The sequence below is a fragment of the Cellulomonas sp. URHE0023 genome, from assembly GCF_000688475.1.
In the GTDB taxonomy this organism is placed as follows: domain Bacteria; phylum Actinomycetota; class Actinomycetes; order Actinomycetales; family Cellulomonadaceae; genus Cellulomonas.
Window position 1 is genome coordinate 11,791 of the sequence record NZ_JIAN01000010.1, and the last position, 23,090, is coordinate 34,880.

At 72.2% G+C, this 23,090-nt stretch carries 22 protein-coding genes; 9 read left to right on the plus strand and 13 right to left on the minus strand.

Translation table 11 applies throughout. The features are described from left to right. Position 1 precedes the first annotated feature (1 nt). From N553_RS23595 to N553_RS0118415, 5 genes are all read right to left on the minus strand, one after another. Entirely contained in the window at positions 2–1,990 is a 1,989-nt protein-coding gene (locus N553_RS23595; protein WP_051640353.1) for a hypothetical protein, read from the minus strand. Further along, entirely contained in the window at positions 1,987–3,834 is a 1,848-nt protein-coding gene (locus N553_RS0118400) for an MBL fold metallo-hydrolase (RefSeq protein ID WP_034623427.1), read from the minus strand. The genes N553_RS23595 and N553_RS0118400 overlap by 4 nt, the downstream gene beginning before the upstream one ends. Next, a complete protein-coding gene (locus N553_RS23600; RefSeq protein WP_034623484.1) occupies positions 3,831–5,648 on the minus strand; it encodes a hypothetical protein in 1,818 nt (605 codons plus the stop codon). The genes N553_RS0118400 and N553_RS23600 overlap by 4 nt, the downstream gene beginning before the upstream one ends. Continuing rightward, positions 5,633–6,547: a hypothetical protein gene (locus tag N553_RS0118410; protein WP_028047751.1), complete on the minus strand. Its 915-nt coding sequence runs from the start codon at positions 6,545–6,547 to the stop codon at positions 5,633–5,635. Before N553_RS0118410 ends, N553_RS23600 begins: the two co-directional genes overlap by 16 nt. A gap of 102 nt (positions 6,548–6,649) precedes the next feature. Then, positions 6,650–6,901 carry an STAS domain-containing protein gene (locus tag N553_RS0118415; RefSeq protein WP_028047752.1) on the minus strand — a complete coding sequence of 84 codons (252 nt, stop codon included), beginning with the start codon at positions 6,899–6,901 and terminating at the stop codon, positions 6,650–6,652. A 188-nt stretch (positions 6,902–7,089) separates the two neighbouring features. On the opposite strand from N553_RS0118415, the gene N553_RS23605 reads away from it, so the two are divergent. After that, on the plus strand, positions 7,090–9,606 hold the full coding sequence (locus N553_RS23605) for an alpha-mannosidase (RefSeq protein WP_081844762.1): 2,517 nt from the start codon (positions 7,090–7,092) through the stop codon (positions 9,604–9,606). A 169-nt stretch (positions 9,607–9,775) separates the two neighbouring features. Then, on the plus strand, positions 9,776–11,146 hold the full coding sequence (locus tag N553_RS0118430; protein ID WP_156043906.1) for an ABC transporter substrate-binding protein: 1,371 nt from the start codon (positions 9,776–9,778) through the stop codon (positions 11,144–11,146). 58 nt (positions 11,147–11,204) lie between these two features. On the opposite strand, the gene N553_RS23610 is transcribed toward N553_RS0118430, so the two are convergent. From N553_RS23610 to N553_RS25470, 3 genes are all read right to left on the minus strand, one after another. Then, the gene (locus N553_RS23610; RefSeq protein WP_051640376.1) at positions 11,205–11,447 is read right to left on the minus strand and encodes a CDGSH iron-sulfur domain-containing protein; all 243 of its coding nucleotides are present in this window, start codon (positions 11,445–11,447) and stop codon (positions 11,205–11,207) included. Between the two features lie 14 nt (positions 11,448–11,461). Next, on the minus strand, positions 11,462–12,466 hold the full coding sequence (locus N553_RS0118440) for an iron-containing redox enzyme family protein (RefSeq protein ID WP_081844770.1): 1,005 nt from the start codon (positions 12,464–12,466) through the stop codon (positions 11,462–11,464). 203 nt (positions 12,467–12,669) lie between these two features. After that, positions 12,670–12,825 (minus strand): hypothetical protein, encoded by a 156-nt coding sequence (locus N553_RS25470; RefSeq protein ID WP_197030132.1) that lies wholly within the window; start codon positions 12,823–12,825, stop codon positions 12,670–12,672. A gap of 111 nt (positions 12,826–12,936) precedes the next feature. On the opposite strand from N553_RS25470, the gene N553_RS0118450 reads away from it, so the two are divergent. Beyond that, positions 12,937–13,377, plus strand: a complete 441-nt coding sequence (locus N553_RS0118450) for a DUF1579 family protein (RefSeq protein WP_034623432.1) — start codon at positions 12,937–12,939, stop codon at positions 13,375–13,377. Between the two features lie 14 nt (positions 13,378–13,391). Here the strand turns inward: N553_RS0118450 and N553_RS0118455 are convergent, their stop codons facing one another. The 3 genes from N553_RS0118455 to N553_RS0118465 form a co-directional block, all read right to left on the minus strand. Continuing rightward, positions 13,392–13,724 (minus strand): hypothetical protein, encoded by a 333-nt coding sequence (locus N553_RS0118455; protein WP_028047756.1) that lies wholly within the window; start codon positions 13,722–13,724, stop codon positions 13,392–13,394. 78 nt (positions 13,725–13,802) lie between these two features. Next, complete coding sequence (locus N553_RS23620; RefSeq protein ID WP_051640355.1) at positions 13,803–14,501, minus strand: GAF and ANTAR domain-containing protein; 699 nt, start codon at positions 14,499–14,501, stop codon at positions 13,803–13,805. Continuing rightward, positions 14,498–15,244, minus strand: a complete 747-nt coding sequence (locus N553_RS0118465) for a GAF and ANTAR domain-containing protein (protein ID WP_028047757.1) — start codon at positions 15,242–15,244, stop codon at positions 14,498–14,500. Before N553_RS0118465 ends, N553_RS23620 begins: the two co-directional genes overlap by 4 nt. Positions 15,245–15,420: 176 nt before the next feature. Between N553_RS0118465 and ligD the strand changes: the two genes are divergently transcribed. Then, entirely contained in the window at positions 15,421–16,407 is a 987-nt protein-coding gene (gene ligD / locus N553_RS23625) for a non-homologous end-joining DNA ligase (protein ID WP_051640356.1), read from the plus strand. 2 nt (positions 16,408–16,409) lie between these two features. On the opposite strand, the gene N553_RS0118475 is transcribed toward ligD, so the two are convergent. Together N553_RS0118475 and N553_RS0118480 are read right to left on the minus strand one after the other, a co-directional pair. Then, positions 16,410–16,775, minus strand: a complete 366-nt coding sequence (locus N553_RS0118475; RefSeq protein WP_028047758.1) for a hypothetical protein — start codon at positions 16,773–16,775, stop codon at positions 16,410–16,412. Positions 16,776–16,788: 13 nt separating this feature from the next. Then, the gene (locus N553_RS0118480) at positions 16,789–17,775 is read right to left on the minus strand and encodes a TIGR03557 family F420-dependent LLM class oxidoreductase (RefSeq protein WP_028047759.1); all 987 of its coding nucleotides are present in this window, start codon (positions 17,773–17,775) and stop codon (positions 16,789–16,791) included. Between the two features lie 210 nt (positions 17,776–17,985). Here N553_RS0118480 and N553_RS0118485 point away from each other — a divergent pair, with 210 nt between their 5' ends. The 5 genes from N553_RS0118485 to N553_RS23645 all read left to right on the plus strand — a co-directional run bounded on the left by N553_RS0118485 (position 17,986) and on the right by N553_RS23645 (position 22,990). Next, positions 17,986–18,735 carry a GAF and ANTAR domain-containing protein gene (locus tag N553_RS0118485; RefSeq protein ID WP_028047760.1) on the plus strand — a complete coding sequence of 250 codons (750 nt, stop codon included), beginning with the start codon at positions 17,986–17,988 and terminating at the stop codon, positions 18,733–18,735. Positions 18,736–19,059: 324 nt separating this feature from the next. Further along, positions 19,060–19,794 carry a PAS and ANTAR domain-containing protein gene (locus N553_RS23630; protein WP_081844763.1) on the plus strand — a complete coding sequence of 245 codons (735 nt, stop codon included), beginning with the start codon at positions 19,060–19,062 and terminating at the stop codon, positions 19,792–19,794. Between the two features lie 866 nt (positions 19,795–20,660). Further along, entirely contained in the window at positions 20,661–21,338 is a 678-nt protein-coding gene (locus N553_RS23635; RefSeq protein WP_051640358.1) for a hypothetical protein, read from the plus strand. Between the two features lie 16 nt (positions 21,339–21,354). Continuing rightward, positions 21,355–21,810 (plus strand): DUF3618 domain-containing protein, encoded by a 456-nt coding sequence (locus N553_RS23640; protein WP_051640359.1) that lies wholly within the window; start codon positions 21,355–21,357, stop codon positions 21,808–21,810. Positions 21,811–21,871: 61 nt separating this feature from the next. Then, on the plus strand, positions 21,872–22,990 hold the full coding sequence (locus N553_RS23645) for a YihY/virulence factor BrkB family protein (protein WP_034623434.1): 1,119 nt from the start codon (positions 21,872–21,874) through the stop codon (positions 22,988–22,990). Positions 22,991–23,090 lie beyond the last annotated feature (100 nt).

The window sequence follows — 23,090 nt, forward strand, 5'->3', positions numbered from 1 at the left end:
GTCACCGCGCGGGGACCAGGAGCTCCGGTCGCGCGATCGCCCCCTCGCACGCCAGCAGCAGGACCCCGACCGACCAGGCGTGCGACAGGGTGAGCAGCATCCCCTTCGGCTGGAACGCCTCCGTCTGGTAGTAGCGCTCGCTCGCCATGCCCCGGTAGGCGTTGAAGTCACCGTCGAACCGCGCGATGAGCTGCCGGAAGCACGCCAGGGTCTCGCGTGCGCGCTCGACGTAGTGGTCGTCGCCCGTGGCCGCCGACAGCTCGGCGAGCTCCACGGTGCAGACGAGCCCGTACGCGTGCAGGTGCGGGTTCGGCGGGGAGGCGTTGTCCGCTCCCCTGGTCCGGAAGTCGTAGACGTCGAGGAGCGTCCCGGCGGGGAACGTCGTGTTGTAGGTGTACCGGAAGGTGAGCATCCAGTCGGCTGCGCGTCGGGCGAGGTCCAGCCAGCGCGGGTCGCCGGTGCGCCGGTGCAGTGCGACGTAGGACATGACGGCGACGTACCCGTCCTCGGAGGTCGGCGCCGCGTCGACGTCCTCGGGTGCACCGTGGAGCAGCCCGTCCTCCACGAACGACGCGTAGTACTCACCGGCGCGCAAGGCAGCCGCCAGGTAGGCGCCGCCGTCCCAGCGGGACGCCTCCGCCAGCGGCCCGACCCACGCGAGCCCGGCGGTGCCGTCCCACGACAGCACGTCACCCGTGAGGGCGTGGTGCGCGGATCCGAGGTTGCCGTCTGCGCGTTGCCGCGCGGCGACGACGTCGAGCGTGGACCGCAGGGCGTCCGACCAGCGGGGGTGCCGGAGCCGCACCTCGGGTCCGAGCTCGAGTGCGCGCAGCAGGAACAGCGATGCCTCGGCGAGCGTGCGTGACTGCAGCGCGTGCGGCCGGCTCGACCAGCTCTGGGTCCAGCCCTTCTCGGCGTACCAGACGCCCCAGAGCGATCCCGACGGCGAGAGCTCGGCGCACACGAAGTCGATCACGCGCTCCGCCCGGCGCACCTCCTCGCCCCGCGCACGGCGACGGCCGTGCACGAGCAGGGCGTACGCCCACGGGATGCCGCTGAGCCACCCGACGTGCATCGCCTGCCTGTCCACCGACAACCCGTCGCGTCCCGCGATCCCGCGGTCGAACCCCACCGTCTCGAGCAGGACGCCGGGCTCGGCGTAGTGCCATCGGCACAGGCCGTCGGCGGCCAGGTCCGCCGCCTCCTCGACGCCCACCCACGGCCGCAGCGGAGCCTCGGCCCGGGACCTCGCGTGCTCGGCCCGCAGGACCGGGGCGTACCCGTGGCGGTCGGCCCCGAGGGCGTGGACCACCGCCTCGAGGATGACCTCCTCGCCGGGCACCCAGCGGTGGCTCGCCCGCTCGGCCGGTCGAGGGGACGGCGAGCCGTCGTAGCTCACCGGTTCCTCCCGGAACGGGAAGGTCAGGTGCAGGGTTCCCCGACGTGTGCCCGCGTCGTGCGCGAAGCCCATCCCCGTCATGCCGAGTGCGGTGGTCTCCGGGGCGAGCATGGCCAGCCCACCCGGACCCGCCCAGCCGAAGACGGCGGGCGTGGCAGCCCGGTCGGCCCGCAGCGCCCAGTGGTCGCTGACCAGGCGGTCGTAGTCGCGCGCACCGACCTCGAAGCGGGGAAAGGCGAGAGGGCTGTCCGCAGGTCGGTTGGCGCCGTAGAACGCCCCGGGCACCAGCCACCACGGCGGGTCGTCGTCGGGGGGCAGCTCGCACCGCACACGGATGGACGCGTCCGCCACGTCCGTCCCGTCGTAGCGGACCGTCAGCCGCAGCGTCCGTCGGCCGGAGCGATCGGGCGGCGACCACCGAGCGTCGGCGCGGAAGCCACGGCAGGTGCCGCGCAGGGTGCCGTCCGGGGCAGACCCGACGTCGAGGAACCGCTCCGCACGCCCGTCCGGGAGCAGCAGCTCGGCCACGTGCTCGACGCGGCCGACCACGGTCCCGTCCGGCGTCCGCAGCTCCAGGGGCACGGTGCTCACGCGTCCACCACCTCGAGGACCGCCTCGGCGTGCTGCCCTAGACGCAGCTCCCCGATGCTCACGTCGAAGGCGACCGGCACCCTGCGACGGGCCGGTCCGCACGCCGTGACCGAGACGTGGACGTCGGCCACACCGCCGCCGGCCACCTCCGTGGTGGCGACGCGAGGCTCGCAACGCCAGCCGCCGGGCACGACCGTCCGCACGACCGCCGGGCGTGGCCCGGCGAACGGGTTGCGCACCTGCACCGTGAAGTCGCTCGGCTCCCCCGCCACGAGCCGCGCGCGGTACGGCGTCGCGCGGGCCAGCACGCCGTCGGCGCCGAGGTCGAGCTCGTCGAGCGGGAGGAGGTCGCGGTGCACGCGGACCACCTCCTCGCCCTGCGCGGCGAGCATCTCGAGGTAGGGGTCGTCTACCCACCGCGGCTCCCAGTGCCCCGAGACCATGACGCCTGGCGCGACCTCGCGGTACAGCCGCGCGCTGTCCCGGTAGTCCCCGACGCGGAAGCGGTTGCGGTACTGGTAGTTGAGGACCTCGCGGCGGCGGCCCGGGATCCCGAGCCCGTCCTGCTGGTCACCCGTCACCAGCACCCGGGTGCCGTCGACCACGACCTCGAACGCCGCCGCGAACAGCGTGTGCCCGGGCAGCTCGTGCACGGTGATCTCGTACTCCCGCCAGGACACCGTCGCGCCGAGCGGAAGCACCCGGTCCACCGGCACGGGATCGAACCACAGGCAGGGCAGGTCGTGCTCGGCGGGTGACTCGAGGACGGGGGCCACGTTGGCCGCCGCCCACACCTGTGTTCCTTCCACGTCCCGCAGGAGGTTCATGCCCGCCACGTGGTCGTCGTGGTAGTGCGTCGCCAGGACCACCTCGACCGCACCGACGCCGTAGGTGCGGCGCAGCGCGGGCAACGACGCGAGCCACGGACGGCGCGACGCCCGGTCGTAGCCGGCCGGCAGGCCCGTGGTCATGTCGTACCCGTAGTCGATGAGGAGCGCGGCACCCGAGCGGGACAGCAGCACGTAGCTGCACGCGAGGCTCGACGTGTTCAGCAGGAGGTGCTCGGTCACCCGCAGGTACGGGTCCTCCCACCGGGTCCGCAGGTCCCACGGCAAAGGTCGACGCGAGTCGACGTAGGCCCGCATGCGCGTCGCGAGCAGCCCGAGTGCGTGCCGCGGGTCATCCATGACGTCCCCGTGCGACGGGAGCAGGAGGTCCACGCCGCGGTCCGTGAGCAGGTAGGCGGACAGCACCGTCATCGCCGGGCCCTCGGTGTCGGTGTAGCTCCACTGGCTCGCCGCGAGCGACCACACCTTGCCCGGCGCGTACACGAGGTCACCGCTGAAGGCCAGGACCAACCCCGCGGCTCGGACCAGGTACGTCACGGACCCGACGGTGTGACCGGGCGTGGGCAGCACCTCGACGTCGACCCCGCCGTACGAGGCGGTGCGGTACTCGGGCACCACGCTGTCCACCGGCACGGGCGCCAGCAGCGAGAAGCGGTCCTGCCGCAGGTTGTAGTCGTTGTCGAGGGGACGGGTGCGCCACATCTCGTCGACCCGGTCGAACAGGTCGCGCTCGACCGGCGGGACGTGCACGCGGATACCGGCGGCCACGGCGCGCGGCAGCCCCTGCGCCTGGTCCCGGTGGTGGTGCGTCAGCAGCACGTCGGTGATCCGGTCGACGCCCATGGCGTCGAGCTCGTCCAGCACGGCACCCGAGCCGAAGTCGATGGCGATCCCGGTGCGCCCGGAACCATGTTCCGCGACGACGACGTACACGTGGCAGGTGTCGGCGACGCGGAACACACCGGGCACCACCTCCGTCGGGGCTGTGCCGCTCATCGCAGGCCGTCGCGTGCGCGGTACGCCGCCCAGGACGAGGCCACCAGAGCGAGGTCCTCGTCCCGCAGCGCCTCCCCCGACCGGTCGATGCGCTCGGCGTAGTAGAGGGCCGGCACACCCCACGTCGTCTGCTGCACGACGTACTCACGCCACTGCGCCAGCGACGCCATCGGCCACTGGTCGGTGTCCACCAGGTGCGTCGGCAGGCATGCCGCCACCGTCGCGGCGCGGACCGCTGCCTGTCCGGCGGCCGAGACGTGCGCGCCGGACGGATCGCGTTCCAGGACGTCGTCGAGCCGGACCATGTCGCACACGTCGCCGAAGGAGGGGTGCGGGGTGTGCGTCACCACGAGGGCGTCGGACTTGGCGCCCTTGGCGGCGAGGTACATGCGCCGCAGCAGCACGTGCAGCGCGGCGACACCCCACGGTCCCCCGCCGCCCGGGCGACGCACGGCCGACCCTGACGGCGACCGCTGCGTGAAGTCGATCTTCAACCCGTCGGCGTCGAGGCCGGCGCTGCCCAGCAGGTACGCGACCAGGTGGTCGAGGCGCTCGAGGTACGCCGGGTTGCCCACGTCGACGGCCACCGGCCGCCCCGCCGGGTCGAGCACGCACTCGGCATCAGGGACACCGGCCGGGTCCCATGCCTTCCACCAGAGCAGGACCCGCTGTCCCGCGCGGTGGCGACCCTCGATCCAGGTGCGCAGGTCGGGCCACCGTTCCTGGTCGGGCTCAGCGGTGCCGTAGGACGCCTGCCACCGGTCGTCCACCACGACCGTGCCAGGGACGACGCCGTGGGCGGCGAGGTGGCCCAGCAGCTCGTCGTACACGTCCGCTCGCGAGAGGTCGCTCGCCGTGGGCGCGTCGGGCGGCGCGACCGGCAGGTCAGACAGGTGCGCCGGGTGAAGCCCGGTCGACCCGGGCACACGGGCGCACTGCGCTCCCCAGCCGCAGAAGATCGGTTCGCGCCACCACGCCGGACCGGCCGCGACGGCTGCCCTGGGCGCGTAGCCCGCGTCCACCAGGTCGTCGCGGTACCTGCGAAGGGCCTCCCACGGGTCGGTGACCGGCCGCAGCACGAGGGCCGGCGTCTGGAGCTCGCCGTCCACGGCGGTGTGCCCGTCGTAGTCGAGGGCGACGAGGTACCCGTCGTCGAGCGGCTCGTACGTCACCTCGGTGAACCCGAGCGCCGCGACGGGGCCGACGACTCCGAGCGACAGCCACTCGCCTTCCGGTACCTCGAGCGGTCCCGCCGCCGGGGGGCGTCCGAGCGCCAGGCACAGCGGCGGTGGAGAGAAGACGGCATGGACCCGGCCGGGCGACCCGTCGCCCAGCACGCCGAGGGCCGCGGCACTGGTCGCCGGGCGGACGACCTGCACGGGCTCGGTGGGCGTCGGGACGAAGACGGAACGGTGCTCGATCGACGAGCGGAACGTGCCGGTCGCACCGGAAGGCAGCAGCGCCGCGCCCCCGAGCAGCCGGACACGTCCCAGGTACCCCCGACCGCGGACCGTCACGGTGAGCTCGAGGCGGTCCTCGCAGCACAGCAGCCGGACGGTCCTGGAGGACCATGCGGTGCTCTCGCAGGACAGCCTGACCTCCATCTCCGACGTGCCGACCTGCCGGACCTCGGGCGTTCCTACGGTCGTCGACACGTCGGCCACGTCGACCCGGTCGAGCGACGCGAGCAGGCTCAGCTGCGACCAGATGCGCCCCTGCCCGTCGGCGAGCACGGCGCGCGGCGGTGCCTGCAGGACGACAACCCGGTAGTGCGGACCGACGAGGGTGCCGTCGGAGGTCAGGACGACGCCCACGCCTGCCTCCACGGCCGCGCCTCCGCGTCGACGACCTCGATCAGCCTCCGCAGCCGCGGGACGGCGACCGCACGGAGGGCCGCGTCGACGTCAGCGGAGCCGACGACGTCGCTCCACAGGGCGCGGCCTGCGAGGAAGCCGCTCGCACCGCCGCGGCACGCCGCCCCGACAGCCCTCTCGAAGTCGCCCGGGTCGACGCCCTGCGACAGGACCACCCACGGCCCTCGCACCACCGCCCCCAGCCGCTCGCACGCAGCGTCGAGTGTCGTGAGCGGGCCGCGACCGGCCTGCGGGACCTGCGCCTTGTAGAGGTCGGCCCCCAGCCCGGACAGCTCGTGGGCCGCCTCCACGATCGCGTCGTCCAGGTCCCACGTAGCGGTGTCCTCCTCGGCGGCGGGCCGCGCCACGGGTTCGAGCACCGAGAGGACACCCCGCCGACGCGCCTCGGCGACGAAGCGCTGCGCCAGCTCGACCCGGTCCTGGCGCCGGGAGTCCCGCCTCCAGATCAGCAGCAGCTTGAGCGCGGCCACGCCCCGCAGGTCGAAGCCGCTGCCGAGCACGACGTCGTCGAGGCCCGTCTCCTCGACCGGGCCGCCCACGTCCTGCACGAGGCTGTCCGTCGCCAGGACCAGACCGGTGGACGAGCTGAGCACGGACCCACGGACCCGCTCGAACGCGGGACCCCGGTCGATGAGGAAGCCGGACGCGAGCGGTCCGAGCTCCCGAGCCACGGCGACCTTGAAGTCGACCACGCTGTCGTCGGTCCGCGGCACGCCCGCGGCGTCGAACATCGTCCGCAGGCTCTCGCGCTGGTCCATCGCGACCATCGCGAAGCCGCCCGAGGGCCGGGCGATCGCATCGAGGGTCACGGTCGTGGGATCGCCTGCCGAGCGGGGCACCTCCCCATCCTGCGAAGCGCTTCTGCGGCCGGTCAAGTGCACGTTGACAGACCCGGGAACCGCTTCTTTTCATGGAGCGGTGCACGCGGTGGAGACGTTTCCTCAGGGGTCGGGCGGTCCGCCGCCCAGCTCGCTGCCGCCGAACTCCTGGCGGTGCCTCGCCAGCCACTGCAGCGTGGCGTCACCCGCGAGGTCCGCGACGTGCAGCGCGGACGTGTCGAGGACCGACCCCGGGCCGGCCGCGGCGAGCAGGGGGACCACGGCCTCACGGAAGTCGGGCGCGGTGTGGACGTCGAGGACGCCCCGTGCGACGACCACCGTCCTGTCACCGTCCAGCTGGATGGTCACGTCCATGTCGGGCTCCGCAGCGTGCTCCGTGCGCCGTCGGTTCTCGCGGCGCCGGTTCTCGCAGGGTACGTCTCACCGGGGGCGACGGCGAGACCCCGACGGGTCGTGCCGTGCCTGAGCGGCGCCCCGGCGACACGGTCCCGGAGCCCGCGCGGCAGGTGCCGCCCACCTCGCGCGCCCGACGGGTCGGCCCCATGTCGAACGCCCGGGCCGGCGAGCAACCGGCCGCCGAGTCCGGCCGCCCGGACGCGACACCGCCGCGGCTCGTCCACATGATCGGGAACGCCCACATCGACCCCGTGTGGCTGTGGCCCTGGCAGGAGGGCTACCAGGAGGCGCGGGCCACCTTCGCGTCGGTGATCGCGCGGATGGACGAGTACGACGACTTCGTGTTCACGTGCGACCAGATGGTCCTGCTGTCGTGGGTCGAGGAGTCGGACCCGGCGCTGTTCGAGCAGATCCGGCGGCGCGAGTCGGAGGGTCGGTGGGTCAACGTCGGAGGGTGGTGGGTCGAGCCCGACTGCAACATGCCCCTGGGTGAGAGCTTCGTGCGACAGGGGCTGTACGGGCAGCGGTTCCTGCTGTCGCGGTTCGGCAGGGCCGCGACGGTCGGCGTGAACCTCGACCCCTTCGGTCACAGCGCGGTCCTGCCGACCATCCTGCGCGGGCAGGGAATCGACTCGTACCTGTACCTGCGCCCGGGGCCTCACGAGAGCGACGTCCACCGCACCCTCCTGCGCTGGGAGGCACCCGACGGGAGCACGGTGCTCGCGTACCGCGTCCCCCACGAGTACTCGAGCGGCGCCGGCCCCGTGGACGGTCAGGTGGACAAGGCGCTCGCCGCGCTCGATCCGGACCTGGGCGAGGTGATGGTGCTCTACGGCGTCGGGAACCACGGCGGTGGACCGACCCGGGCGAACATCGAGTCCATCCACCGCTACGACCGGATGGGGTCGTTCGGCCGCCTGCGCATGGCGGGTCCTCGTGACTTCTTCGACGGTGCGGTGGCGCGCGACGGCATCGCCGCCCGGACCGGTGACCTGCAGCACCACGCACCGGGGTGCTACTCGGCTCACTCGGGCATCAAGACGTGGCAGTACCGCGCCCAGCGGGCCCTGCTGGTCGCCGAGCGGTGGGCCGTCGTGACGGCCGTGACGGACGGCGTCCCCTACCCCCGGGAGGCCCTGGAGGACGCGTGGAAGCACGTGCTCTTCAACCAGTTCCACGACATCCTGCCCGGCACCGCCGTCGAGGCGGCGTTCGACGACGCGCGCGACCAGCTCGGAGCCGCGGTCACGACCGCCAAGCGCGTGACCGCGCGTGCGCACAGCGTGATCGCCCGGCAGGTCGACATCCCGTTCGAGCGGGACTCCCAGCCCGTGCTCGTCTTCAACCCCCACCCGTGGCCGGTCTCGTGCGACGTCGGACTGCACCTCGGCATGGAGCCCGCCGGGGTCGTCGACGACGTCGGTGAGCCCGTCCGGTGGCAGCCGACGCAGTCGCGCGCGGCAGCGGCAGCGCAGGGGCGAAGCTCGCTCGTGCTTCGCGCCGACCTGCCCGCCCTGGGCTACCGCCTCTACCGGGTGCACCGCACCAGCGACGCACAGGTGACTGCGACGTCGCTGGTGGCCACCCCCGACCTCCTCGAGAACGACCTCGTCCGCATCGAGCTCGACCCGGACACCGGCTGGCTGCGGTCGTACCTCGACAAGCGCACCGGCATCGACGTGATGGCCGGCGTCGACGGCAGCACGCACACGCAGGTCTGTGCCGACCCGACCGACACCTGGGGGCACCGGGTCGTGTCGTACGCCTGGCCCGGCGACGCGATGGAGGTGCGGGGCTCCGCCGTCCGGGAGCTGGGCCCGCTGCGGGCCCGGGTCCGGGTGCGACGTGCCTGGGGGGCCTCGACGATGACCGAGGACCTGATCCTCGACCACGACTCGGGCAGTCTTCGGGTGGAGGTGACCCTCGACTGGCACGAGGAGGCGCACCTCCTCAAGGTCCGGGTCCCGACGTCGCTGGACGAGCCGCGTGCGACCTACGAGATCCCGTTCGCGTCGATCGAGCGGCCGGTCGACGGCGCCGAGGAGCCCGGTCAAGGATGGGTCGACCTCACCGGCTCCGTCGCCGGCCGCCCCGCCGGCCTGACGATCCTGGTGACGCACAAGCACGGCTACGACGTCTCCGGCGGCGCGCAGCCGAGCATCGGGATCACGGCCGTCCGGAGTCCCGTCTACGCCTGGCACGACCCGTACCTGCTCGACCCGGACGGCGAGTACGCGTTCCAGGACCAGGGCGTGCAGCGGTTCACCTACGTCCTGGTCCCGCACGCCGGTGACCTCCACGTGGCGGACCCGACGCGCCGCGCCCAGGAGCTCGGGATGCCGCCGCGCGCGATGCTCGAGTCGTCGCACGGGGGGACCCTGCCTCCGCGCAGGTCGTTCGTCACCGACGAGGGCGGCGCCGTGATGATCACGGCGGTCAAGGGCAGCGAGGACGCGACGACCGGTCCAGGCGGTGCAGACCTCGTCGTCCGCGCCGTCGAGACGCAGGGCAAGCCCGCCATGGGTGTGCTCGACCTGCCGCTGCTCGGACGCCGCGTCGAGGTTCCGTTCGGGCCGTTCCAGCTGCGGACCTTCGCCGTCCCCGCGGCGAGCGATGCGCCGCTCGTCGAGCTCGACCTGGTCGAACGGCCGTCGCCGCAGTGAAGCCGGACGACGCTTCGGGATGCGGTGCGGTCGCTGCGGAACGACGCTGGGAGGGCGCACCCGGGCGACGCCCGGGCGCGGAGGCGTCGAGACGGGGCGCACCCTTCGGTCCGTGGGACCGAACGATCCCGTCCGGCGCCGTCGTCGGCTCCGGGGTGAAGGAGTCGTGATGAGGAGGAACCGACGCATCGCCGTCCTGCTGGTACCGGGCGCGGTGCTCGCCATGGCAGCCTGCAGCGGCGGTGGGAGCGGGGCGGCCAGCACGGCCGTCGCCGACTTCGCCGGGACGCCGACCGGGACGATGAAAGGCTGGGCGTTCGACAACCCGGACGAGGTGGGGACGTCGCGGCTCGACTATGCGGCCGAACAGCTCCCCGACGTCGACGTCAAGCTCGACCAGACGGCGTTCGACGCGCAGAAGCTCACCACGCGCCTGGCAGGCGGGGACGTGCCCGACGTGGTCCAGATGGACCGCCGGTACGTCACGACGTATGCCGCGCAGAAGCTGATCATGCCGCTCGACAAGTGCTTCACGGCGCACGACGTGGACGCCGACACCTGGTGGTACAAGTTCGTCGTGGACGACGTGCGGTACAACGACCAGGTGTGGGCGGTGCCGCAGTTCTACCAGCCGCCCGCGATCCTGCTGAACGAGCGGGTGATGCAGGCCGCAGGCGTCACCGACGACCAGATCGACACGTCGAAGCCCGACGTGCTGCTGCCCGCCATCACCAAGATGTACCAGGAGAGCGGAGGCGTCCCGACGACCCTCGGCTTCGACCCGGTCGCCACCGGCCAGGCCGGTCTGTGGGTGCTGGCCAACGGTGGCCGTCTGACCGACGACGAGGGCAAGCCGACGCTCGACGACCCCGCCAACGAGGCCGGGATCGACCTGCTCAAGCAGATCACCGACGCGCAGGGCGGCTTCGCCAAGATCAAGAGCTTCACCGACTCGTTCGACACCTTCGGCGACAACAACCAGTTCGTGGCCGACCAGGTCGGTGCTCAGGTGGACGCCCAGTGGTACCCGAACGTGCTGTCTCCTTACCTGGACAAGGTCCAGCTCGGCGCTGTCCCGTTCCGCGGCAAGGACGGCAAGCCGTTCTCCGTCGCCTCGGGCACGGCCTTCGTCATCCCCGCCCTGGCCAAGAACCCGGCAGCCGCGTGCGCGTGGGCGATCGACCTGACGTCGTCGGCCGCGTGGGACGCCGCAGGTGACGCGCGCGGCGAGACGCGCCAGGAGGACGGCGGCGTGAACACGGGCCTGTTCACCGGCTCACCCGACGCCGACAAGGCGCTGCGAGACAAGTGGGTCGTCCCGTCCGGCAACGCAGGGTTCGACCAGGTCATCTCGACGTACTACGACGTCCTCGACTACGGCCAGACCTTCGGCTCGTCGCCGGCAGGGCAGCAGATCGAGAGCGAGCTCAACAATGCGGTGACTGCCGCCCTTCTCGGCGACAAGTCCACGTCGGAGGCGCTTGCCGATGCGCAGTCCGCGGCGCAGCGCGCCTACGACAACGTCATGGCCGGCAGCTGAGCTCGAGCCCCCGACCGCACGCGGCGTCGCGTGCGGTCGGGGGCCCTCGCCGAGGGCGTCAGGCTGTCGTGAACCCGATCGCCTTGTGCGTCCCGTCGCAGTACGGCTTGATCGTGGAGACGCCGCAGCGGCAGAGCGCGACGGTTGCTCGTCGCCGCGGCACGGGCTGCCCGTCGGCGTCCGTGATGGTCACGTCGCCCCGCACCAGGAGCGGGCCGTCCGGGCACGCCACGATCGTCGGCTCGCGGACCGCACGTGGCGGGAGGCCGCCGCCGCTGCTCACCGGAACCGCGCCGCTCATGGCAGCCTCGCTGCTCATGGCAGCCGCAACGAGCTGACGTCGGCCTCCCACGCGGACAGGACGTGGTCGCCGGCGAGCCCGTCCAGGTACAGGCAGGTGGCCGCCCCGAACAGGATGTCCTCCAGCAGCTCCGGCTCGCTCTGCGCGAGCGCTCCCGCGAGGTCCCGCCCGGCGATCTGCTCGTGGACGGCGTCCGCCTCGACGTGCTCGTCGAAGTACCACGTCGTCCCCTGGTCGAAGCCGTGCCGACGGAACCCGTCCCCGTACAGCCTGTTCGGCAGCGACGAGGTCATCTCGAAGCAGGCCAGGTGACCCGCCGTGGCGCCGCGCCACCGGCGGTGCAGCCCGAACAGCGACATCACGTTCACCCCGGCCAGGGTCACGGCGGGCACACGCTCCACGTAGGCGCCGTACTGGTCGTCCAGCCCTGCACCCCGCATCGTGCGGGCGAACAGCTCGTAGTGCATCCGGCCGGGGTCCCCGCCGCCGTACTCGTCGGCCTGGATCTCGACCAGCGCGGCCTTCGGCTGTCCCAGGAGCCGAGGTATGGCCCACGTGTGAGGGTCCGCCTCCTTGAGCTGGTAGATGGACCGGTGGATGAGGAACTCGTGCAGCTGCTCCAGGCTCGCGCGCTTCGCGACGTAGCGGGCGACGCTCGGGCCGGGCGTGGGCGCCGTGAGGGCGAAGAGGGCGTCGGCGACGGCGTCGCGCTGAGGGACCACCCCGTCGGGCACGGGCACGCGCTCCGCGAGGTGCTGCTCGAGCGCACGTTCGACCACCGCCCGGGCCGACAGGAGGACGGGGTCCCACTCCCACTCGTCGTCGACGCCCTCGAAGCCGCGGTAGAACAGCTCGTACATGACGTAGAGGGAAAGCTGGACGTCGTCGTCCGTCAGGAGGTCCGTGGATCGCTCGGTGACGCGCCGTGCTGTCTCGGTCAGACCGGCACCGTCGGTGCCGTGCACACGTCCCGAACCGAGGAGATCGAGCACGGCGAGGCTGAGCGGTCCTCGAGGCATCGGAAGCTTCACAGGCCAGTCTTTCTGAGTCGCGTCCGGCCTCCCCGATGCTGGAGGGGCGACGCCTCAGACCAGGGTTGCATGTCACCCGCGTGCTGCAAGTCGGGCACCCAGAGCCCGGACCTGGCTGCTGCTGGTGGGGAAACCGGCCGGTGCGCGGCATCGCATCAAGCCACGAGCAACCAGGGCCGTGGCTCGACGCGTCAGTCCTCGGTGACGTCCGCGCCCTCGGCCGGGTCGGTGGAGTGCTGCCTGGCGTCGGAACCCTCGTTCCCGGGCGGGGCGACATCGCCCTCGGCGGGCTCGGTCGTGTGCGCACGCATGTCGTCGTCAGGGACCGGTGGGGTGTTCGTGCTCATCGTTCTGCCTCCTCCGCGTGCGTCCGCAGCACGCTCGTTCTTCGACCGTACGCCGGTGGCGCCGTCCTGCACGGTGGCCTGGTCGCGGTCCCTCCCTCGATACAGTCAGGTATGAGTGTCGTCGACCACCTCTCCCCGTTCTTCGGACGCTGGCAGGGCACCAACCGCCTGCGACTGATGCCCACCGACGACTACCGGTCGTCGGTCGCCACGGCCACGGTCGGACCCACCGCGGGCCGCTTCGTCTCGATCGCCTACACCTGGTTCGACGGTGACGCTCCCCAGGACGGGCTCGTCCTGGTCGGCGGGTCATCCGACGACGCCGCTGCCGTCTGGGTGGACTCCTGGCACACGGGACAGACCTGGATGAGCTTCACGGGCCGTGTCGAGGACGACGAGCTGCGGCTGCTCGGGACGTACCCCGCCGACGAGGGACCCGACTGGGGCTGGCAGATCCGCGTCCAGCCTCGACGTGCGGTCCTCACGATGCACAACATCGTGCCCGGGCGTGAGCCGTACCAGGTCGTCGAGCTCGCCCTGACTGCCGGCTGACCGGCGCGTAGCGCCTACTGATCGTCCTCCTCGTCCAGCTCCGCGATCTCGACCGCAATGGCCAGACCGTCCTCGATCTCGCCGGTCGCGGCCACGATCCGGGCGGTGCCCACGATCGGGGCGATCGCCGCCAGCACCCCACGGACCTGGTCGGCGTCGATCCCGACGTCGCTCGCCACACCGAGGTTGGCCGCGTAGGAGAACGCCGGGGCGTCGACCGCGACCAGCGCGGCGAGCCGGACGAGCATGAGCGTGCCGACGTCCAGGCTGCTGGCCGCAGCGAGCGAGTCCGCCGTCATGGTTGCCAACAGGTCCAGGACCGGGGTGTCGCTCGCTTCGTCAGACACGGTCTTCTCCTTGCTGTGTCGTCTGTCTCGTGGAACCGGGGCCGGTTGACGCCCCCGGACGGTCGCTCGACGGACTCCCTACCGGGTCTGCGCGGCGCGGAGCACGTCCGACGCCACCTGGGCCAGGGTGGCTCGACGGGTGCGGGAAAGTCGGACGAGCTCCTCATAGGCGGAACCCATGTCCAGCCCCTGCTGGAACGCGAGGACTCCCTTCGCCTGCTCGATGACCACCCGGCCGTCGAGCGCTGCGGACATCCGTTCCGCGAGGACCTCCTCCGCGACGACCTCGGGCTGCAGGATCGCGAGCGTCGCGTAGTCGGCGAAGTTCTGGGCGAGCGCAGCCGACGTGGCGCTGAGCTCCGCGGCCTCGACCGAGAAGAGGTTCAACCCACCCAGCGCCCTGCCTCGCCAGACCATCGGGAACGCGTGCACGGCGAGGAACCCGGCGTCGAGGATCGCCTGGCCCACGTCGGGCCAGCGGCCCAGGATGTCGTCTCGGCCGATCCCGTGCGTCGCCTGGCCCGTGTTGCACGCGTCGACGCACGGGCCTACCTCCGTCTGCACCTGGAAGAGCTCGAGCGCGCTCACCTTGTGCGAGGTCGAGCTCAGGAGGTCGAAGGCGCCGCCCGGCAGGCGGACGAGGAATGCGCCGGCGTCGGCAGGCACGAACTCGGCGGCATCCTGGACGAGCTGAGCGAGGATCGTGGTCGTGTCGTGCTCCTGGACGAGGCTGGCGGCCACGTCGGCCAGCGCCTGCGTCGAGCTTCGCGTCGTCATGTCTCCTCGTTCCCACTGCTGTCCTGCGGGCGGGTCTCGTCCTGGAAGACGTCCTGCTCCCCTGGTCTGAAGTCGAGTCGTCGCTCCACGACCTCGATGGCGATCGCGTCGAGGGTGGTGGCCTCGGCGAACGCGTGCGCGCGGAGGATGGCGAGGGCGTCGTCCGGCTCGATGGCCAGCTGAGCCACCGTCATCCCGACCGCTTGGTGCACCCGAGCCCGGTCGGACCACTTCGCGAACCGGCCGCCGGCATCAGGTGACGAGTCGTCGAGCAGCGCAGCACCGACGGCGTCTGCGAGGAACTGCGCGTCCTCGACGCTGTACAGCAGGTCGCCGCTCACTCTGTAGAGGGTGATCACGCCGATCGTCGCGCCCCCTGGGTGCATGGGGATCGCCCAGACGGTCACCGGCCCGGCGATGTCCCCCGCGAGCTCGGTGAACATGGGGAACGGGCCGCCTTGAATCCCGTCGACGTGCGCGACGACCGCCGTGCCCCGGCGGTAGGCGTCCTGCCCGGGACCCTCCCCCAGGACGTCCTGAAGATCCTCGATACGGGCCGATGTGCCGTTCGACGAGTCCAACGTCAGCCGCTCCGGCAGCGTCGACGCGAGCGTGATGGCACCGCCGTCCGCACCGAGGACCTCGACGCAGGCCCGGCACAACCGCTCCGGCAGCGGCAGGTTCGCGGGAGCGCGTGCGGTCGTGGCGGCGAGCGCGGCAAGCACCGTGGCACGTGCGTTCACCGTCCGCAACCCTCTGAAGTGACCATCAGCCAATCTTCCACCAGATCCGCTCGTTGAGCCGGTCGCAGCGCCCGTGGCGATGCATCTGGTGCCGACCCGTCCGGGGGGCCGCTCGCCGCCTCGCCTCCCGGGTGGTCCCGAGGAAGACTCGTGGCGGACGGAGGAGGGAAGCGCTGATGGTGCACCGGACGGACCGAGAGCCACTCCCGGACCTCGTGCGACCGATGCTCGCGGTGCCGGGCGAGCTCCCTGGCGTCGAGACGGGCTGGGCCTACGAGATGAAGTGGGACGGCGTCCGCGCTGTCGCCTACGTCGCTGCAGGACGCGTCCGGCTGATGTCCCGCAACGACCTCGACATCACCCGGTCCTACCCCGAGGTCGCGGCGCTCGGCGAGCAGCTCGGATCGACGTCCGCGGTTCTCGACGGCGAGCTCGTGGCCTTCGACGCAGGTGGCGCGCCCGACTTCGGCCGGCTCCAGCGACGCATGCACGTCGCGGACGCGAGCGCTGCTCGTCGCCTCGCGCGGGACGTGCCGGTCGTGTACCTGGTGTTCGACGTGCTCCACCTCGACGGGCGGTCGACCGTCGGGCTTCCCTACGACGAGCGCCGCCGACTTCTCACAGGGCTCGGGCTGGCAGGAGGCTCGTGGCAGACACCCCCCTCCTTCGACGGGCCCGGCGCCGACGTTCTCGCGGCGAGCAGGGCGAACCGGCTCGAGGGTGTCCTGGCCAAGAAGCGGTCGGCACCGTACCGCCCGGGCGCCCGGTCCCCGGACTGGACGAAGATCAAGCACGTCCGGATGCAGGAGGTGGTTGTCGCGGGGTGGCGCCCCGGCCAGGGAAGCCGCGCCGAGACGATCGGCTCGCTCGTGCTCGGCGTCCACGAGGACGGCCGGCTCCTACCGGCGGGCCGTGTGGGCACCGGGTTCACGAGGTCGTCGCTCGATCAGCTGCTGGCGCAGCTCACGCCGCTGGAGGTCGCAGCATCCCCTTTCCGCGAGCACCTGCCGGCCGCCGAGTCGCGCGGGGTCCACTGGGTGCGCCCGGTGGTCGTCGGCGAGGTGGCCTTCACCGAGTGGACGAGCGACGGCCGGCTGCGCCACCCGGCCTGGCGCGGTCTGCGCCCCGACAAGCGCGCAGGAGACGTCACCCGAGAGGAGTGAGCTCAGTCGTCCCAGGGCGGAGTCTCCTGCAGCTTCGCGTAGTACTTCGCCAGGTGGCTCTTGATGCGGTCGCGATCCTTGTCCGGGACGTCCACCCCACCGCGGGAGCCCTGCATCACCGCGGCCGCCGCGAAGACTCCCCGCGGCACGGCCTCGAGCCTGCCGTCCACGACGTCCGCGATGAGCAGCTTGTAGGCGGTGAAGTTCTCCTTGGCCTCGGCGTCGTACCAGACGTGCGCGTCGCGGTACTTCTCGTTCGGCTCGTCCGTCGCCTTGGCCCATTCCCGGACCCGCTTCTCGGCGGCGGCGCCGTCCCACGCACGGTCGCGGTCGGCCAGGGGAAGGTCCCCGAATGCGGTCACAGCCATGACGCTTCCTCCCTCAGCTCGTGGGTGCTGCGCTGCGCAGGCGCTCGAGCAGCGGCCCAGCGGCCTTCTCCAGGAACTCGTCCTGGCCCTCGTCACCGACCTGGACGATCGCGACGTCGGTGAACCCGGCCTCCCAGTACGGGGACACGGACTCGACGATCGCGTCGAGGTCCGGACCGCAGGCGATCTGCTCCGCGACGTCCTCGGGCCGCACGAACTGGCTCGCGGCCTCGAACGCCTCGGTCGTCGGCAGGTCGGCGTTCACCTTCCAGCCGCCCGCGAACCAGCGGAACTGCTCGTGGGCGCGGGCCACCGCCCGGTCCTTGTCGCGGTCCCAGCTGATCGGGACCTGACCGATCTTCCGTGTCTCGGGCAGCGCGTCACCGCGCGCGTCGTCCCACGCCCGGACGGCGTCGGCATCCGGCTCGACGGCCACGAGATGGTCGGCGAGCGTCGCGAACCGGGCGATCGAGTCAGGTCCGGACACGGCCGCGCCGATCTGGATCGGCTCGTCAGGCAGGTCCCAGACCTTCGCCGAGTCCACCTGGAAGTAGTTCCCCGCGTAGTTCACGCGGTCGCCCGTCAGCAGGGCACGGATGATCTCCACGGCCTCCTCGAGCAGGTCGTGGCGCTCACCGACCGCGGGCCAGCGCTCGCCGACCACGTGCTCGTTGAGGTTCTCCCCCGCGCCGACGTTGAGCTGGAACCGACCGTCGGAGAGCACCCCGAGCGTCGCGGCCTTCTGCGCGACGACGGCTGGGTGGTACCGCAGGGTCGGACAGGTCACGTAGGTCATCAGCTCCACCGACTGCGTCGCCTGCGCGACGGCGCCCAGCAACGACCAGGCGTACGGTGCATGACCCTGCGCGTCCAGCCAGGGGAAGTAGTGGTCGCTGGCCACCTCGAAGTCGAACCCGAGGCGCTCAGCGGCGATGGAGTAGCGGACCAGGTCCTTCGGTCCGGACTGCTCGGTCATCAGCGTGTAGCCAAATCGTGTCACCGATCGACGGTCGCACCCGCGCCGTGAACGCGCATCCGCAGCGGTCGCGGACCGCTCGCGCAGCGGTGCCGCTCGGCTTCCGAGCCGCACGCGGGACCCGGGTGGCGTACCGTCGAACTTTGGCCGAGCAGGCGCTCGGCGCACCTGCACAGAGCGCGGCAGTGGGCACAAGAGAGGACCGTGCTCCAGCACGACGGAAGGCGATCGACGATGGACGACACCCGCACGATGGACGACATTCGCACGGCCGCGATCACCGCGCTCCAGGACGTCCTGCTCGACACGGCCGGCATCGAGGAGTTCCTCGAAGGCGTTGCCCGGGCCGCGGCCCAGCGCGTCGGGTCTGCGACCTCCGCAACCATCACGCTCCGCCGTGACGGCCGTGCCACGTTGGTAGCGGCGAGCGACCCGCGCGCAGCCGAGTGCGACCTGATCGAGTACGCCGCCGCCGAGGGTCCCTGCCTGAGCTCGATCGATCTCGGGCAGACCGTTCACGTCCCCGATCTCGCGCGGGAGACCCGCTGGCCGGCCTGGCGAGAGGCCAGCCAGCAGCACGGGTACTCCTCGGCGGCTGCCCTCCCCCGGCCCGTGCGCCCGGGTGCCGACATCGCCTTGAACCTGTACTCCACGGAGTCGAACGCGTGGGACGAGGCCGCAGTCGTGGTCGCCGACATCTACGCGGACGAGGTCGCCCGTGCCATGACCCTCAGCCTGCGCGCCGCCGATCAGGCGGAGCTGAACGCCGACCTGCGGGCCGCGCTCGTCTCACGCGCCGTGATCGACCAGGCGATCGGCGTCATCATGGCCGAGAACCGCTGCTCCGTCGAGGACGCAATGTCGATCCTGCGCAGCGCGTCCCGGCACCGCAAGGTCAAGCTCCGAGAGGTTGCGGCCGCCATCATCGAGGGCGTCACGGGGCGCGCTCCCAGCGAGGCGGACACCTTCCAGGAGCGCGCCTAGCGTTCGAGTGGCGCCCGACCTGAGGGTGGCCTAGCCTCCGATCTGCTGGACGTTTCACGGTCCGGCACAGGGGTTCGGGACAGGAAGCGTCGCCGGACGTAGGCCACGGTGCTCACCCCCGTGCGCACCGCCGAGCGAGGTCGCGAGGCACCACGGCAAGCGACGCCCGACGAGAGCGGTCGCCGACCCGAGCCTGGCGGTACCGGCACCTGACCGCGCGTGTCCTCACGCGGCCGGTCGTCCCGATGCGATGCCACATGGCTCGCACCCGCGGGTCACAGGCACCTCACCAGGCGACCTGCGGGCGACAAGGAGGAAGCCACGATGAACCCCGACATGGCACTGTCGGCCACGAAGACGGCTCCGGCCGCGCCGACCGGTCGCATGAGCATCGAGCCCGGGAACGAGCGATGGTCGTGGTCGGACGGGATGTTCGCCCTGCACGGCATGGAGCCCGGTGAGGTCGTCCCGACCCCGGCGCTCTTCCTGCGACACGTGCACCCCGACGACCGTCCGCTCGTCGAGCACGTCTTCAACGCGGGGCGGTTCGAGCCGACGGGTTGCGAGTACCGCCTGGTCGACCTGGGCGGCAAGACCCGGACCGTGACGCTGGCCGTCGACTCCCTCGTCGACGGCACCGTGACCGGTCTGCTCGTCGACGTCACGTCGTCCCGGAACCGGGCGATCGCCGACGGCGTGAACGCCCAGCTCGCGCTCGCACTGGAGTCCCGGTCCGTCATCGACCAGGCCAAGGGTGTCTTGATGTCCGGGTTCGGCGTGGACAGCGAGCTCGCCTTCGCGTGCCTGTCCCTGATCTCCCAGCACCGCAACATACGGCTGCGGGTCATCGCCGAGGAGATCCGCGACGCAGCAGCAGCAGGTCACCACCTCAGCGGACCACTCCTGACGCAGATCGAGGCGACGCTCGGCATCCTCGCGGCGCGCGCTGCGGTGCCGACCATCCATCGGTCCCGGACCGAGTCGTCCGGCGAGTCGTCCCCGCAGCCTCGCGTCTCGTCCCCACGGCGTGGCGTCGAGTCGTCGCAACGCTCCGCCTGAGGCAGGGCTCCGCCTGAAGCAGGAGGCAGCAGTGCTCCGCCTGAGGCAGGCGGAGCGGTGCTGCGCGTGAGGCAGGCCGCAGCGGTTGGGCCTGAGGCAGGCCGCAGCGGTTGGGCCTGAGGCAGGCCGCAGCGGTTGGCGACGTCGGCCGTCCGGGAAGCCGCGGGGCGGGCGGAGTGACCTGCTGCTCGCCGGCACGAGGCTTCCAGCACGTCCCACGCGGGGGCTCTCGCCTGCCGTCCACCGCCCGCCCCGCAGCCTCGGTCTGGAGCACGTGCTCCCGTAGCGACGCTGCTGGACCTTCACGTTGCTAGACCGTCGAGCGGCTCCCCGGGGGTGGCGACGACGAACGAGCAGCCGCCTGTGGCGCAGGCGCCTTCTCCACCCGCTCACCGGATCGTCGCGCAACTCGTCCTCGCTCGCAACGGCGGGGCCAGCATCCGCGTGGCCGTCCGCGTGGCGGGTCGACGTCGCCTAGCGGGTGGACGTCCGCGTGGAGGGTGGACGTCCGCGTGGCGGGCGGACGTCCGCGTGGCGGGCGGACGTCCGAGTGGCGGGCGGACGTCCGAGTGGCGGGCCGGACGTCCGAGTGGCGGGCCGGACCGACGCGGCCTAACGTCCGAAGGAGCCGCCGCGACCGGTCGGCTGGAACGTCGCCCCGGGACAGGACACGTCGCCGGGCATGGGACAGGTTCGGGGTGCCCACACCCCCGGACACCGATCGATCGATCCGAGGACGCCTCGGCGCTCCTCCCCCAGCGGATGGTTGCGGCAGAAGGTCTCGCGACCGCGTCGACCTCCAGGGCCGCTCATCGCGGGCCTCGAGTCGACGGCTCCGCCCCGCGCACACGTGAGACGAGGTCACCATGACTGACGAGTACCTGAGCAGCTCCACCCGAGCCGAGGCCGGCGCCACCGAGACCGCCGCGAACGAGTCGACCGGCCTGAAGGAGAGGGCCGCCGACGCAGGCGGGCACATGGTCGGCGAGGTCAAGGCCGAGGTCTCCGGGGTGACGGACGAGACGACCCGCCAGGCCGCCGACCTCTGGTCCCGCGCGCGCTCCGGGTTCTCGGAGCGGGCCGGCGCGCAGCAGAGCCGCCTCGCCACGGGGCTGTCCTCCGCCGCTGCCCAGCTGACGCAGATGGCGTCGCAGTCCGACGCGCAGGGGGTGCCGACGGACCTGGTCCGTGAGGTGGGTCGCCGCCTCGACAGCGCCGGACGCTGGCTGGACGTGCACGACCCTGACGAGGTGCTCGACGAGGTCCGCCAATTCGCTCGGCGTCGGCCGGGCTCGTTCCTTCTCCTGGCCGCGGGTGCAGGAGTGGTGCTCGGTCGGCTCACCAGGGGGCTCAAGGATGCGCCGTCCGCTCGCTCGACCGAGGGCACACCGCGTCACCGGACCGAGGACGACGACCTCCCTGTGTACGCCGACCCGGCGCAGGACCGTCCCCGGTTCACCGACGAGCTCGCAGGACCCGTCCCGACCGTCCCTACCGTGACGCCCACCGCACCGGTGCGGACGTCGGCATGGGCCAGGCCGTGAGCCAGGAGAAGGACCGATGAGCACCGATCCGGACAGGATCCGCGACGACATCGCGCGCACGCGGTCTGAGCTGAGCTCGGACGTGGATGCACTCACGGAGAGGGTGAGGCCCGTCAACGTCGCACGACGTCAGGGCGAGAGGGTCCACGAGACGTTCCTCGGCCTCAAGAACCGCATCGTCGCAGGCCCGTCCGATGGCACCGGTGCGACGGGTTCCGCGGCCTCCTCGCTCGGCGAGAAGGCGAGCGGCCTGCCCGACGCCGCGCGGTCCGGGGCACGGGACAACCCGTTGGCCGCCGGGCTCGTCGCGTTCGGCGTGGGCTGGCTCGCGTCCTCGCTGCTGCCGCGAAGTCGTCAGGAACAGCGGCTCGCGCCGTCTGCGAGGGACCAGCCGGCACCGCCGGCCGACGCCGCCTCGGCGGCCACCACCAACGTCCGAGCCGCAGGCCCGTTCGGCCCGGACGGCCACTGAGAGCCGCGTGGCGGACGCCCGAGGACGTGCGTCCGCCACGCGGTCGGATCAAGGAGCACCGATGACTGCACCCCAGACCCGCGGCACGCGGAGCGTCGACAGGGCGAGCGCGCCCGAGCCGGACGACCCGCGCAAGCCCCGCTCACCCGGCGACCTCACGAAGCGCTCGTGGAGGTACGTCCTTCGCACGACGCTGCGAGAGTTCCTCGACGACCAGTGCACCGACGTCGCGGCCGCCCTGACGTACTACGCCGTGCTCGCGATCGCGCCCGCACTGCTCGCGGTCGTCTCCGTCCTCGGGCTGGTGTCCGACCCGGCACAGGCGATCAACCGGATCCTCGACATCGTCGGTGACGTCGGCCCGAAGTCGGCGGTGGAGACCATCGAGCCGATCCTCACGCGGCTCACGGAGGCGCCCGCCGCCGGCGTGACGTTCGTCGTCGGCCTGGTCGTGGCGCTCTGGTCGGCGTCGGGCTACGTGGCGGCGTTCAGCCGGGGTATGAACCGCGTGTACGACATCGACGAGGGACGGCCGATCTGGAAGCTGCGCCCCGTCCTGCTGGCAGTGACGATCGGCCTGGTGCTCGTCGCCGTGGCGGTCGTGGCCGCGGCCGTGCTCTCGGGCGGTGTGGCTCGTTCGATCGGCAGCATCGTCGGCCTCAGCGACACCGCCGTCACGGTGTGGGACATCGTCAAGTGGCCCGTGGTCGTCCTGCTGGTCGTGACGGCGATCGCGCTCCTCTACCACTGGGCGCCCAACGTCCGGCAACCGAAGTTCCGCTGGCTCAGCCCGGGCGCGCTGGTGGCCGTCATCGTCTGGGTCCTGGCCTCGGTCGCGCTCGGCGTCTACGTGACCACGTTCGGGAACTACGAGAAGACCTACGGCTCCCTGGCCGGTGTCATCGTCTTCCTGCTCTGGCTGTGGATCACCAACCTCGCGCTCATGTTCGGGGCGGAGCTCGACGCAGAGCTCGAGCGAGGCCGTCAGCTGCAGGCCGGCATCGAGGCCGAGGAGACCATCCAGCTCCCGCCGCGCGACACCCGGGCGAGCGACAAGCACCGCGCCAAGCACGAGGAGGACGTGCGCCTCGGGCGCGCCCTGCGCTCGTCCCACGGTGCTCACCAGCCCGACGCGAAGGGCACGTCCACGCCCGACCCGCCGACCTCGTCGCGAACCTGAACCGGTCCCCCTCGGCGACGCCCTTCTCGGTGCCCTGCGAGCGCGGGTCTTCCGGCCCTATCGACGTGTGCAGGCCCGGAGAACGATCGAGGGAGCCCGC